At 28.0% G+C, this 13,640-nt stretch carries 13 protein-coding genes; 11 read left to right on the top strand and 2 right to left on the bottom strand.

The features are described 5' to 3' along the window. Nucleotides 1-8 precede the first annotated feature (8 nt). The 5 genes from H9660_RS09125 to H9660_RS09105 are packed head-to-tail and all read left to right on the top strand — an operon-like array spanning nt 9 to nt 2,986. Nucleotides 9-734, top strand: a complete 726-nt coding sequence (locus H9660_RS09125; protein ID WP_191750070.1) for a FliA/WhiG family RNA polymerase sigma factor — start codon at nt 9-11, stop codon at nt 732-734. Between the two features lie 15 nt (nt 735-749). Further along, a complete protein-coding gene (locus H9660_RS09120) occupies nt 750-1,220 on the top strand; it encodes a hypothetical protein (protein WP_191750069.1) in 471 nt (156 codons plus the stop codon). A gap of 38 nt (nt 1,221-1,258) precedes the next feature. Continuing rightward, nucleotides 1,259-1,423 (top strand): hypothetical protein, encoded by a 165-nt coding sequence (locus H9660_RS09115; RefSeq protein ID WP_191750068.1) that lies wholly within the window; start codon nt 1,259-1,261, stop codon nt 1,421-1,423. Further along, nucleotides 1,416-2,198, top strand: a complete 783-nt coding sequence (locus tag H9660_RS09110; protein WP_191750067.1) for a flagellar hook-basal body complex protein — start codon at nt 1,416-1,418, stop codon at nt 2,196-2,198. Before H9660_RS09115 ends, H9660_RS09110 begins: the two co-directional genes overlap by 8 nt. Nucleotides 2,199-2,212: 14 nt before the next feature. Continuing rightward, the gene (locus H9660_RS09105; RefSeq protein WP_191750066.1) at nt 2,213-2,986 is read left to right on the top strand and encodes a flagellar hook-basal body complex protein; all 774 of its coding nucleotides are present in this window, start codon (nt 2,213-2,215) and stop codon (nt 2,984-2,986) included. Nucleotides 2,987-3,148: 162 nt separating this feature from the next. On the opposite strand, the gene H9660_RS09100 is transcribed toward H9660_RS09105, so the two are convergent. Then, nucleotides 3,149-4,786: a putative manganese-dependent inorganic diphosphatase gene (locus H9660_RS09100; RefSeq protein WP_191750065.1), complete on the bottom strand. Its 1,638-nt coding sequence runs from the start codon at nt 4,784-4,786 to the stop codon at nt 3,149-3,151. 213 nt (nt 4,787-4,999) lie between these two features. Here H9660_RS09100 and H9660_RS09095 point away from each other — a divergent pair, with 213 nt between their 5' ends. From H9660_RS09095 to thiI, 6 genes are all read left to right on the top strand, one after another. Further along, complete coding sequence (locus H9660_RS09095) at nt 5,000-7,549, top strand: calcium-translocating P-type ATPase, SERCA-type (protein ID WP_191750064.1); 2,550 nt, start codon at nt 5,000-5,002, stop codon at nt 7,547-7,549. A gap of 138 nt (nt 7,550-7,687) precedes the next feature. Then, a complete protein-coding gene (gene thrC, locus H9660_RS09090) occupies nt 7,688-9,154 on the top strand; it encodes a threonine synthase (RefSeq protein WP_191750063.1) in 1,467 nt (488 codons plus the stop codon). Next, the gene (thrB, locus tag H9660_RS09085; RefSeq protein WP_191750062.1) at nt 9,147-10,052 is read left to right on the top strand and encodes a homoserine kinase; all 906 of its coding nucleotides are present in this window, start codon (nt 9,147-9,149) and stop codon (nt 10,050-10,052) included. The genes thrC and thrB overlap by 8 nt, the downstream gene beginning before the upstream one ends. Beyond that, nucleotides 10,042-10,479 carry an ACT domain-containing protein gene (locus tag H9660_RS09080; protein WP_191750061.1) on the top strand — a complete coding sequence of 146 codons (438 nt, stop codon included), beginning with the start codon at nt 10,042-10,044 and terminating at the stop codon, nt 10,477-10,479. The genes thrB and H9660_RS09080 overlap by 11 nt, the downstream gene beginning before the upstream one ends. A gap of 154 nt (nt 10,480-10,633) precedes the next feature. Beyond that, the gene (locus tag H9660_RS09075; RefSeq protein WP_191750060.1) at nt 10,634-11,779 is read left to right on the top strand and encodes a cysteine desulfurase family protein; all 1,146 of its coding nucleotides are present in this window, start codon (nt 10,634-10,636) and stop codon (nt 11,777-11,779) included. Then, nucleotides 11,776-12,930 carry a tRNA uracil 4-sulfurtransferase ThiI gene (gene thiI / locus H9660_RS09070; RefSeq protein WP_191750059.1) on the top strand — a complete coding sequence of 385 codons (1,155 nt, stop codon included), beginning with the start codon at nt 11,776-11,778 and terminating at the stop codon, nt 12,928-12,930. The genes H9660_RS09075 and thiI overlap by 4 nt, the downstream gene beginning before the upstream one ends. A gap of 94 nt (nt 12,931-13,024) precedes the next feature. Here thiI and H9660_RS09065 read toward each other — a convergent pair whose 3' ends face one another. Next, the gene (locus H9660_RS09065; RefSeq protein WP_191750058.1) at nt 13,025-13,441 is read right to left on the bottom strand and encodes a hypothetical protein; all 417 of its coding nucleotides are present in this window, start codon (nt 13,439-13,441) and stop codon (nt 13,025-13,027) included. Nucleotides 13,442-13,640: the final 199 nt, after the last annotated feature.

Below are 13,640 nucleotides of genomic sequence, written 5' to 3'. Positions count from 1 at the left end.
TTTTAAGTATGGAACATAAAAGTCCTATGATTCATAAAGAGAAATTAGTAGAAAAATATATACCATTAGTTAAATACTTAGCCTCTAGAATAATGATAGGAAAAATGAAGTATATTGAATATGAAGATTTGGTAGGTTATGGGATTGTTGGACTTTTAGATGCAATAAATAGATATGACTCTAGTAAGGGAATGAAGTTTTCTTCTTATGCAACCCTAAGAATAAAGGGTTCTATGATAGATGAAATAAGAAAAAATAGACCAATATCTAAAGGTGCAATGGATAAGCTAGCAAAATACAATGAATCTGTAGAGAAATTACAAAATAAGCTAATGAGAGAACCTTCATTGAAGGAAATTGCAATAGATTTAAATATTTCAGAAGAAGAGGTTTCAAAAATTGAAAATAGTATTAATTATATGTCTATGATATCTTTAGAATCTGTAGTTTATTCTGATGATGATGATATAACAATAATGGAAACTTTAGAAGATAGGGAATCTATATCTCCAGAATCTTCATTAGAAGATAAAGAAAAACTTGAAATTTTATCAAAAGCTATAGATATGCTTAAAGAAAAAGATAAATTAATATTAAAGCTTTACTATTATGAAAGATTAACATTGAAAGAAATTGGACAAGTTTTAGAAGTATCAGAGTCGAGAGTTTGTCAGCTTCATAGTAGAGCAATTAGAAATTTAAGAGCTATGATGCAAAAAATTAAATATATATAAAAAAGAGGGATTTTTATGCTTCCTTTATTAATAATTGTTATAGGAATTATTTTGATATTTTTAAATTTAAAGGCTATAAAAAAAGAGGATAAATCTTTTGAAAAAATATTAGCTAGAGAAGAAGAAAATAATAATAAAGATTATGATATTGAAATTTTAAAAATAAGAAAAGATATTGCTGAAACAGTGTTAGAGTTACAAAGAGAAATAGAAGAATTAAAACTATCTATAAATAGTTCTAATAAATTAGAAATAAAAAACTACAATAAAAATGATAAGAATGAGAGTAATTTAGATAAAGATATTATATCAGAAATAGATTTTTCAAATAAAATTGAAAGTAATAAAAAAGAAAATTTTCAAAGTGAAAAGCAAAAAAAAGTTAAGCTTCTTTTAGATAAAGGATTAACTGATAATGAAATATGCGAAAAACTAAATATAGGTAAGGGGGAAGTATTATTAATAAAAAGTTTATTAAAAAGATAATAGATTTATTAAATTTCTTCACTGATAGAAAAATACTTATGGGAATAGGTATAGGAATGGTCTTAACTTCCATATTTATGTTTGGATATAGTTATAATAAGGAAATATCTAATGATAAAATAGAAGAAAAAGCAAGAGGCTTAGGAATGCATTATGATGATGAATGCAAAGTATTGTTTAAAGGGGATGAGATAAGTGATTAGAAGTTTATATACAGCTGTATCAGGACTAATAACTTTAGAAAATAGACAAGCTACCATAACTAATAATATGTCTAATGCTAATACTACAGGTTTTAAAAGTGATAATTTATCTATAAAAAGTTTTGATGAAGTTATTCTTCAAAATAAAGATAAAGTTATGAATGGTAAAAATGTAACACAAAAGTTAGGTAGTTTAAGTTTAGGAGCTAAAATAGATACTGTAGATACAGCATTTACTCAAGGTGTATTAAAAAATACAGAAAAAAGTACTGACTTTGCAATTCAAGGAAGAGGTTTTTTTGCTATTGAAAAACAAACTAATAATGGAAGTGAAGTAGTTTATACTAGAGATGGAAGTTTTAAAATTGGAAATGATGGATATCTTATGACTAGTAGTGGCGATAGAGTACTTGGAATTAATAAAAATACAGGAACATTAGAATCAATATTTGTTGGTGGAGATGGAATTGTTTTAGATACAAATAATAATATATTTATTGGAAATAGAGCTACACATACTTTAGCAACTGCAGATTTTGTAGATTATAATTCATTAGAAAAAATGGGAGATAATTATTATAAAGGAGAGAGTCCTATTTTTAATGCAGAAGTTTCTGTTACTCAAGGTGCTTTAGAAAGTTCAAATGTGAATATAACTAATGAAATGGTTAATATGATTACAACTATGAGAAGCTTTGAAACTAATCAAAAAATAATTCAAACTCTTGATGAAACTTTAGGAAAAGCTGCTAATGAAATTGGATCAGTTAAATAGTAGGAGGAGAATTTATGTTAAGAACTTTATGGACTGCTAAGAGTGGAATGAATGCAAATCAAGATAAATTAGATGCAATATCTAATAATATTTCTAATGCTAATACTATGGGGTATAAGAAAATAGAAGTTGGATTTAAAGATCTTTTATCTGAATCATTAGATAGACTTGGAAATCCTATAAATAATAAAGATTCTATTATAGGAACAGGAACTAAAACATCAGAATGGTATAGAGATAACTCACAAGGAAACCTACAAGAAACATTGTTAAGTACAGATTTTTCAATTGATGGAAATGGATACTTTAAAGTAATTTCATCAGATGGAAGTGAATTATATACAAGAGATGGATCCTTTAATATAGATTCAATGGGAACACTTGTAGATAGTAGAGGGAATAAACTAGAATTAGACTATTTAAATGGATATTCTGAAAATAATGTTACATTTAATAAAAATAACTTTTTAGTTGATAAAAAAGGTGATATTTATATTAAAGATGGAGGAAACTTTACTAAAGTTGCAGAAATTCCTGTATACAATGCTGTTGGAGATAGAGCTTTTGTATCTATAGGAGATAATTTATTTACTCCATCAGAAGGAGTTCAAGTGGAAAGAACTAATGATTTTGATTTATATCAAGGAGTTTTAGAAGGATCTAATGTAGATATTGCTACGGAATTTGCAGATATGATAATTACTCAAAGAGCATTTCAATTAAGCTCAAGAGGGATTTCAACAGCAGATGAAATGTGGGGAATGATAAACAATATGAGAAGCAGGTAGGAAATTAAGAGTGAAGAATTAAGAGTGTAAAATTAATGAAAAAACTCCTGCGGGAGTTTTTTAAAATGTATATTTATAGTAATTTCGTAGAAATTACATCAATAATTCTACATTCTACATTATTCATTTTACATTAAAAAAGCTGTCCTAAGACAGCTTTTTTTATGAGTTTATTGCTTCTGTTATTGGTGGAACTACTTGTTTCTTTCTTGATAGTACACCATCTAAGAATGCAGTATTGTCAGTTAAAGTTACTTTAAATGCTTTTTCAGCTATTTCTGGTTTGTCTCCAGCTACTAATATTTGAGATCCTTCATTAAGAATATCAGTTAATAATAGTAAAGTCATATCTAAACCATCTTGTTTAGCTTTAGCATTCATGTAAGCAAGCATTTCGTCTTTTAATGGCATAAATCCTTCTATGTCCATAGTATTTACTTGTGCTATACCTACTTTAGTATCGCCTATTGCAAATGGTTTAAAGTCTTGATTGAAGATTTCCTCAACAGTTTTTCCCTTAAGTGAAGTACCTGCTTTAAACATTTCCTTAGCAAATTCTTCTACATTTATTCCAGCAATTTCAGCAAGTTGTAGGCATATTTGCTTATCTACAGGAGTGCAAGTTGGACTTCTAAATAATAATGTATCGGAAATTATAGCTCCACATAGAAGACCAGCAGCTTGTTTAGAAGGTCTTATTCCATTTTCAAAGAAGCATTTTCCTACTATAGTAGAAGTACTTCCTATTGGTTCACTTCTAAAGTATAGTGGACCATTTGTTTGAATATCAGCAACTCTGTGGTGATCGATTATTTCTAAGATATCAGCATCTTCTAATCCATCTACTGATTGTCCTCTTTCGTTATGGTCTACTTGAATTATTTTCTTTCTATAGTTTGATATTAAGTGATATCTTGACATAGCTCCAACTACTTTACCATTTGCATCAATAACTGGATAGCTTCTATATCTAGTTTCAATCATTACTGGTTTAACATCATCTACTAAATCTTCAGTTGAAAAAGTAACTAATTTATCTTTTATCATTACATATCCAACAGGTATACTTTGAAGTATAAGTCTTGAAGTTGTAAATGAATCGTGAGGTGTACTAATTACACTTATATTAGCTTTCTTAGCTTTTTCAAGTATAGCAGCTGTTGGAACATGAGCTCCAGTTATAATCATAAGTGAAATATTTAAGTCTAATAAAGCATCTTGAACTTCTTCTCTATCACCAACGATTACTATATCACCTGCTTCTATATGATCCTTCATGCTTTCTGGTTTCATAGCACTAACAACTATTTTACCAGGGAAGTGATTAGTTTCAGGATTTGTATAAACTTCTTTTGCAGATAAAGTATCTACTATGTTACTAAAAGTAGTATTACTTTTTGCTAAAATATTACTATCCCAAATATCCATATAGCAAGATGTTAAGTTTGAAATAGCTAAAACTCCTAAAAGATGATTATTTTCATCTGCAACAGGAAGAGTTTTAATATTTTTATTTCTCATTATTGTCCATGCCATCTTTAATGATATTTCAGGAGAAACTGGTGTGATTTTATCAAAATCTAAATCTTCCACCTTTAATTTTACTGTTTTTAATAGTTCAGGAGCATTAACTCCAAAATAATCAAGAATATATTGAGTTTCTCTATTAACATTTCCAAGTCTAACTGGAATAGCTGGTAGATTGCCTGTCTTATTTTTAAATTCAGCATATGCATATGCTGCACATATTGAGTCTGAATCTGGATTTTTATGACCAGTTACATATACTACATCTTTCAATTTATTACCCTCCTTAGTTTATTTATCTATACATATTCTATAGGTATATTTTTAATTTGTAAAGATATCTAGTAAAAGTATATGTAGAAATTTGTATATATAAACGATGTAAATATTTCTCGTTAAATAAAAAGTGCTTAAAGTTTTTAAAAACATCATATCTTTAAATTTACTAAATATAATATATAGAAACTATTATAAGGAGGACAACCGGTGATACAGGAACGAGAAATATCTAGAGGACTAACTACAAAAGAAGCAGAGAAAAGGCAAAAGCACTATGGATTAAATGAAATATCCCATAAGAAGAAAGCATCACCTATAATAATATTTTTAGCTCAGTTTAATGATTTTATAGTTTGGGTATTAATAGCAGCTACTATTATATCAGGATTAATGGGAGATATGGCAGATGCTATAACAATACTTATTATAGTAATTGTTAATGCTATTATGGGCTTTGTTCAGGAGTATAGAACAGAAAAATCCCTTGAAGCATTAAAGGAACTTGCTGCACCAACTTGTAAAGTTATTAGAGATGATGTTTTAAAGGTTATAAACTCTATAGAAATTACTATGGGTGATTTAGTTATTTTAGAAGCAGGAGATAGAATACCGGCTGATGGTACATTTATTGAAGCATCTGGAGTAATGGTAGATGAATCTCTTTTAACTGGTGAATCAGTTGGAGTATTTAAAGATTCTAAAAAGGGAAAAAACCAAGGATATATGGGAACTACAATACTAAAGGGAAGAGGAATTTTACTTATTAATGGAATTGGAATGAATACAGAAATGGGTAAAATAGCAAATCTTTTAGATAATATTGAGGAAGAAAAATCACCATTAAGAGAAAGATTAGATTCATTAGGAAAAATTTTAGTTGTATTATGTTTAGTTATATGTGGTGTTGTAACAGTATTAGGAATACTTAGAGGAAATGAAATTACAGAAATGTTTTTGCTTGGAGTATCTTTAGCAGTAGCAGCAATACCAGAAGGTTTAGCAGCTATAGTAACAGTTGCACTTGCACTTGGTGTTTCTAGAATGCTTAAAAAGAATGCTTTAGTTAGAAAATTACCAGCAGTAGAAACACTTGGATGTACATCAGTAATTTGTTCTGATAAGACAGGAACGTTAACACAAAACAAAATGACTGTAAAAGAAATATATCTAAATGGTAGAACATATGATTTAGATAAGGATGAATTAAAAAATCATTCAGTTTTAATGAAGGCATTCATTTATTGTAATGATTGTAATTATGATTTTAAAGTTAAAAACATAGATAAGGCTTTACATGGAGATCCAACTGAAACAGCTTTAGTAAAAGCATTTTTTAATGAAACAAATTTACTAAAAGCTTTTGTTTCAAATGCAAGTAGAGTTTTTGATAATCCTTTTGATTCTAATAGAAAAATGATGAGTGTAATAGTTAGAGAAGGAACTAAAGAAGTATGTTATGTAAAAGGTGCTCCAGAAAGAGTAATAGATAAATGTACACATATATTAGAAAATGGAACAGTAAAGCCATTAACATCACAAAAAAGAAGGCAAGTAGCATCCTATATAGAATCTATGTCTAATAGAGCTTTAAGGTGTATAGCGGCAGCTTATAAGGAAAATGAATTAGTTAAAAATGATAATTTAGAAAATAATTTAATTTTTATAGGAGTTGCAGGAAGTATAGACCCACCAAGGTTAGAAGTTAGAGATGCTGTTTTAAAATGTAAATTAGCTGGTATTCAACCAGTTATGATTACAGGAGATCATAAAAATACAGCACTTGCAATAGCAAAGTCAATAAATATATGTAATACGGAAGATCAAGCTGTAACAGGTGAAGAAATAGAAAAAATGAGCGATGAAGAGTTATTTAAAAAAGTAAAAGATGTTAGAGTTTTTGCAAGAGTTTCACCTCATCATAAGCTTAGAATAGTTAAGGCTTTTAAAAAGCAAAATAATATAGTTGCAATGACAGGTGATGGAGTTAATGATGCTCCAGCAATAAAAGAAGCTGATATTGGAATTGCAATGGGAATATCTGGAACAGATGTAACTAAAGAAGCAGCATCTATGGTGCTTATGGATGATAATTTTGCAACTATAGTTTCTGCAGTAGAAGAAGGTAGAATAATATATGATAACATTAGAAAATTTATAAGATATTTGTTATCTTGTAATTTAGGAGAAGTATTAACGATGTTTTTAGCATCAATTTTTTACTTACCAAATCCATTGACACCAATCCAAATATTATTTGTTAACCTAGCTACTGATGGGCTTCCTGCAATTGCACTTGGAGTAGATCCACCAGATAAAGATATAATGATGCATAAGCCAAGAGAAAAAGGTGAAAGTATCTTTGCTAGAGGGTTATGGTCTAAAATAGTAATAAGAGGATGTTTAATTGGAATTTGTACTTTAATGGCATTTATGACAGGAAGACTTTATGGTATGGATTTAGCTACATGTAGAACCCTTGCTTTAATTACATTAGTTATGTCTCAGCTTTTACATGTTTTTGAATGTAGATCGGAAAGACATTCAATATTTGAAATTAAAGTATTTACTAATCCATATTTAGTTGCAGCTGTTTTAGTTTCTATTATAATGGTATGTTCAATTTTATATATTCCATTTTTAGCAAATGTATTTAATACTGTTCCATTAAATATAGGACAATGGGGAATTGTATTATTTTATTCTGGAGTAATATTCTTTATAAATAGTATATATTTATTTATAAAAACTAAAAGTTAATTCGTAAATGAGCTATCTGTAGATAGCTCATTTATTTTTGAAAAAAATATTTGTGTTTTATTAGGAAACACTTGTACACAAATGAAAAACATGGTAATATAAATAAAAAGATAATAAACCAAAGTTTGGGGTGGTTTTATGAGGTTTATTAGTACTAGAGGAGGAGAAAAAAATATATCTTCTTCTAAGGCAATTATAAATGGAATAGCAAAAGACGGGGGATTATATGTTCCAACAAGTTTTCCAAGTATATTTGAAAAATTAAAGAATAAGACAAGCTTAACTTATGAAGAAATTGCATTTAAGGTTATAAAGGAATATTTTACAGATTTTAATGATGATGAAATTAAATTGGCTATAAATGAAGCTTATAAAGATAGATTTAATGTAGAGCTGAAAAATAATTTCTTAGAGTTATATCATGGGCCAACTTCAGCTTTTAAAGATGCAGCATTATTATTTCTTCCACATATTATGAAGTTATCTAAGGAAAAGCTTAATGTAGATGGAGATATAGTTATTTTAACTGCTACATCAGGGGATACAGGAAAAGCAGCATTAGAAGGATTTAGTAATATAGAAGGATTTAAAGTAATGGTATATTATCCAATGAGTGGAGTAAGCTCTGTTCAAGAAATGCAAATGGTAACTCAAGAAGGAAATAATTTGAGAGTGGTTGGAATTAGGGGTAATTTTGACGATGCTCAAAAAGGAGTAAAAGAAATTTTTGGGGATAATGAGTTTAAAGAAGATTTAATTAAAAGTAAAATATTACTTTCTTCAGCAAACTCTATTAATATTGGAAGGTTAATACCACAGATAGTTTACTATTTTTATGGTTACCTTCAATTAGTAAATAAGCAAAAAATAAAATTTGGGAATAAAATAAATGTAGTAGTTCCTACAGGTAATTTTGGGAATATACTTGCTTCATATTATGCAAGGGAAATGGGGCTTCCTATTGCAAGGTTTATATGTGCGTCTAATGAAAATAACGTCCTTTCTGATTTTTTTAATGAGGGAATATATGATAAAAGAAGAGAACTTATATTAACAGAGTCACCTTCTATGGATATATTAATTTCTTCTAATTTAGAAAGGTTATTATTTGAAGCAAGTGGTAGGGATTGTAACGAAATAAAAAGATTAATGGAAGAGTTAAGTAAAAATGGCATATATAAAGTAAATAAAAATATTAAAGATGGGCTAAAAGATTTTTATGGAAATTATGCTACAAAAGAAGATGTATATAAAGCAATAAGTGATATGTATAATAAAGAGGGCTATTTAATAGATACACATACAGCAGTAGCTTATGCTGCATTAAATAAATATATAAGTGAAACTAAGGATGAAACACCTTATTTAATTGCTTCAACTGCAAATCCATATAAGTTTCCAAGAAGTGTTACAAAGGCTTTAGAATTAGACTTTGGAAATATTGATGATTTTGATATTATTGATAAGCTATATGAGTATACAAAGGTAAGTGTTCCTGATAATTTAAAGGGACTTAAGAATAAGAATGTAATTCATAAGAATAAATGTGAAATTAACGAACTAAAAAAATCGCTATTAGACTTTATAGGTGTAAAAAATGATTAGAGTTAAAGTTCCAGCAACATCAGCGAATATGGGACCAGGATTCGATACCTTAGGAATAGCTTTTAATTTATATAATATATTTGAGTTTTCAGAAGAGGATGAAGGGGTTCTGTTTAGTGGATTTAAAAAAGAATTCTCTAATGAAAATAATATTGTATATAAAACTATGATGATTTGTTTTAATAAGTATAACTATAAGCCAAAAGGTTTAAGTATAAGGTTAGTTGAAGAAAATATTCCAATATCAAGAGGTCTTGGTTCTAGCTCTACATGTATAGTTGCAGGGCTTTTAGGTGCAGATTATATTATGGGGAATATATTAAGTACTGAAGAACTTTTTAAAATTGGAGTTGAAATTGAAGGCCATCCAGATAATATAGCACCGGCCTTTTTTGGTGGGATGGTTGTATCTGTGATGGAAGAAGATGATGTTATATATAATGAAATAAAAGTAAAAGAAGGAATTAAGTTTGTTGCAATAATTCCTGAATTTGAATTATCTACTTCTTTAGCAAGGGGAGTATTACCAAAAGAAGTGAATTTTAAAGATGCAATTTATAATGTAAGCAGAGTATCATTAATGATATCCGCTTTTTCAAATGGCAGATATGATCTTCTAAAATATGCTTGTAAGGATGCACTGCATGAAAATTATAGAAGCCCTTTAATAAAAAATTATAATTTAGTATATAATAAATGTATATCTCTTGGGGCTTTAAGTTGTTTTTTAAGTGGAGCAGGACCTACAATAATGGCTATTATAAAGAAGGACGATAATGAAATAATAAAAAACATTAAAGTTTTTTTAGAAAATGAACATATAAATTGGGATGTAAAAGAACTTTCTTTAGATAAATTGGGGGCTAAATCATATAAAGGTGATACTAATGAAAGGTAATTTTTTGATTGTAGACAAAAGAGCTTTGCCTGATGTTTATGAGAAGGTAGTTGATGCTAAGAGGCTCCTTAAAGAAGGGAAAGTTAAGGATATTACTGAAGCAGCTAAAACAGTTAATATAAGTAGAAGTGTATATTATAAATATAAAGATACTGTATTTGAACTTGTAGAAACTGATCAAGGGCAAAAAGTAACTATAAATATGATGATAAATGATAACAAGGGTGTACTTTCAGGAATATTAAATTATATTTCTGAAGAAGGTGGTAGTATAATTACTATAAATCAAGGTATACCAATGAATAAAAAGGCTAATGTTAGTTTAACTATTAATATAGCAGCTATAAATGGAGATTTAACTACATTAATGGATGGATTATCTAAGATTAATGATGTAGAGAAGGTTGAATTTGTAGCTATGGAATAAAATCCTTAATAAATTTTATATCACGCAAAGAAAATTGGGCTATTTTTTAATAGTCCTTTTTCTCTTTATTTAATAGAAATAGCTTTATTTATTTTTAGAAATTTGATATATTAATTTTAAACCTATTGTAAAATACTAAAGGGAGGGATAAACTTTGGAAATTTATTTTGACAATAGTGCAACTACAAAACCATATAAAGAAGTTATAGAAGAAACGGCAAAGGCAATGGAGGAATATTTCGGTAATCCATCATCTCTCCATAAAATAGGAATAAAAGCTGAGAAGAAAATAACTGAAGCAAGAGAGTTTATAGCAAAAAGTATAAATGCATCGAAAGAAGAAATATATTTTACTTCAGGTGGAAGTGAAGGTAATAATTTAATAGTTAAGGGGCTTGCAAAGCCAGGACATCATATTATTACTACAAGTTTTGAGCATCATTCAGTTTTAATGCCTTATGAAGAGCTTGAAAAGAATGGAGTTCGTGTTACATATTTAAAATTAGATAAACAGGGAAAAATATCACTGGAAGAATTAGAAAATGCTATTTCTAAAGATACAGTTTTAGTGACAATAATGCATGTAAATAATGAAATGGGAGCAATTCAGGATATTGAAAAAATAGGTAAAATCATTAAAGAGAAGAGTTCAAGAGCAAGATTCCATGTTGATGCAGTACAATCTTATTGCAAATTAGATATAGATGTAAAGAAAATGAATATAGATATGCTAACAGCTTCTGGACATAAAATCCATGGACCTAAGGGTGTAGGATTTACTTTTATTAAAAAAGGTATAGTTTTAAATCCTTTGATTAATGGAGGAAGTCAAGAAAGTGGTGTAAGAGGGGGTACTCACAATGTACCAGGTATTATAGGCTTACATAAGGCTGCAGAGTTAAGTTTAGAAAGTAGTAAGTCTAGCTTTGAATATGTAAAATCAATTAAAGAATATATGATAAATAGATTAGGTGAAATAGATAATATAAGAATAAATAGTCCATTTAGAGATGACTTTACTCCTTATATATTAAATGTTTCATTTATTGGAGTTAAAGCAGAGGTATTACTTCATTTATTAGAAGAAAGTAATATTTATGTAGCAACAGGGTCTGCATGTACATCTAGAACCAGTGCAGCACAAGGAAGTTATGTTATTAAAGCTTTAGGATTAAATAATAAGGAAGTTGAAAGTGCTATAAGATTTTCATTTTCTAAATTTAATACTAAAGAGGAAGTAGATAAAGTTATAGAAATACTAAAAAGTTCACTAACATTTTTAAGGAGAGTTAAAAGATGAATAAATTAATATTAGTAAAATATGCATCAGAAATTTTTTTAAAGGGCTTAAATAGAAATAAGTTTGAAAAAAAATTAAGAGATAATATTAAAAAGAAATTAAAAGGATTAGAATATTCTTTAATATCAGATCAAGGTAGATATTTTATAAAGGCTGATAATATAGAAGAAGCAGCTGAGAGAGTAAGAAAGGTTTTTGGAGTTTCAGAAGTTTGTATAGTAACAGAAGTGCCAAGAGATATGCAAGCTATTAAAGAAGAAGCTTTAAGAAAAGTTAAAGAAGCTAATCCTAAAAACTTTAAAATTGAAACAAATAGAGCTAATAAAGCTTTCCCTAAAAATTCTTTAGAAACTTCTAAGGAAGTTGGAGCTTTTGTTGTATACAATATGAATGGATTAGAAGTTAAGGTTAAAAATCCTGAATGCTTAGTAAATATAGAAATAAGAGAAAGTGCATACATATATACAACTAAAGATAAGATAAAGGGTGTTGGTGGACTTCCATATGGAATTAATGGTAGTACTATGCTTATGTTATCTGGTGGTATAGATTCTCCAGTAGCTGGATATTTAATGGCTAGAAGAGGTGTTGAATTACACTGTGTATATTATCATAGTCATCCATATACTTCTGAAAGAGCTAAGGATAAGGTTAAAGATTTAGCTAAGATATTATCAAACTATACAGAAAGGGTAAATTTACACATAGTACCTTTTACAGAAATTCAAATGGCTATAATTAATGGCTGTAGAGAAGATGAGTTAACTATAATAATGAGAAGATTTATGATGAGAGTTGCTTGTGCATTAGCTGAAAAGTACGGAATTCAATCTGTAGCAACAGGAGAAAGCATAGGTCAAGTAGCAAGTCAAACTATGGAAGGTTTAATGGTAAGTAATGATTGTGCAGATAGACCAGTATTTAGACCTTTAATAGCTATGGATAAAACTGATATCATGGATATAGCTAGAGAAATTGACACATATGAAACATCAATATTACCATATGAAGATTGTTGTACAATATTCGTACCAAAGCATCCAAAGACTAAACCAAGAGTAGATATGATAAGAAAATCAGAAGAAGTTTTAAATATTGAAGAATTAGTTAATAAAGCTATTGAAGAAACAGAAGTTGTAGTATTTAATTAATTTATAATAACTAAAAAGGTTGCTATATAGCAACCTTTTTTTAAAAAATAAAATAGGACTTTAAATAAATTTAAAGTCCTACATAAAATACTTACTATCTTGCTCTCATTTTTGTAGCTTGTTGTCTTGCCTTTTTTAATTGACTGTGGTCAAATGGATGAAGATCTTTTTTAGTTGTTAAGTTAGCAATATTAGAAATAGTAATTACTTCTGAATCAGCCTTACCTTTTTCACCTTCAATTCCCATTATAATAACTTTATGTCCTTGTTTAACATCAATAAAAGTAGGCTTTTTAAACCATTTTTTAACTTTATATTGAGTTTTAACTACACCTTTACCCATATCTGGTTTAATTAAAATATGAGCTGTTAATTTTCTTATAATTCCTAATATGTTCTTTTCTTCTATTTTTATAGATAAAACAGTACCAGCTGTACTAGTCATTCTATCGCCGTATTTTTCCATATATGCATCTGTAAAGTATTTACTCATTTTATCTTTGAAACCCATAATTAAAACTCCTTTATATCTAAGAAATATTGTATAATAAACAATTATAATATTAAGGTCATTATAACATAATTAAAGTATTAATAAAACAAAAAATTAAATATTTATTTATCGATTTCATTTTTATAAATTTCTTTTAAAATTTTTATGTGAAGCTCTTCATCTAATATAATTCTATTTAAAATAGTAATAATATTTT

It is taken from the genome of Clostridium gallinarum (assembly GCF_014836325.1).
GTDB lineage: Bacteria > Bacillota > Clostridia > Clostridiales > Clostridiaceae > Clostridium > Clostridium gallinarum.
This window is presented reverse-complemented; position numbering and strand designations above follow the sequence as displayed.

Bases quoted from the DNA above. Each gene is read 5' to 3' on its own strand.
- H9660_RS09125 (WP_191750070.1), top strand. From the start codon at position 9: ATGGAACATAAAAGTCCTATGATTCATAAAGAGAAATTAGTAGAAAAA.
- H9660_RS09120 (WP_191750069.1), top strand. From the start codon at position 750: ATGCTTCCTTTATTAATAATTGTTATAGGAATTATTTTGATATTTTTA.
- H9660_RS09115 (WP_191750068.1), top strand. From the start codon at position 1,259: ATGGGAATAGGTATAGGAATGGTCTTAACTTCCATATTTATGTTTGGA.
- H9660_RS09105 (WP_191750066.1), top strand. From the start codon at position 2,213: ATGTTAAGAACTTTATGGACTGCTAAGAGTGGAATGAATGCAAATCAA.
- thrC (WP_191750063.1), top strand. From the start codon at position 7,688: ATGAGGTTTATTAGTACTAGAGGAGGAGAAAAAAATATATCTTCTTCT.
- thrB (WP_191750062.1), top strand. From the start codon at position 9,147: ATGATTAGAGTTAAAGTTCCAGCAACATCAGCGAATATGGGACCAGGA.
- H9660_RS09080 (WP_191750061.1), top strand. From the start codon at position 10,042: ATGAAAGGTAATTTTTTGATTGTAGACAAAAGAGCTTTGCCTGATGTT.
- thiI (WP_191750059.1), top strand. From the start codon at position 11,776: ATGAATAAATTAATATTAGTAAAATATGCATCAGAAATTTTTTTAAAG.
- H9660_RS09065 (WP_191750058.1), bottom strand. From the start codon at position 13,441: ATGGGTTTCAAAGATAAAATGAGTAAATACTTTACAGATGCATATATG.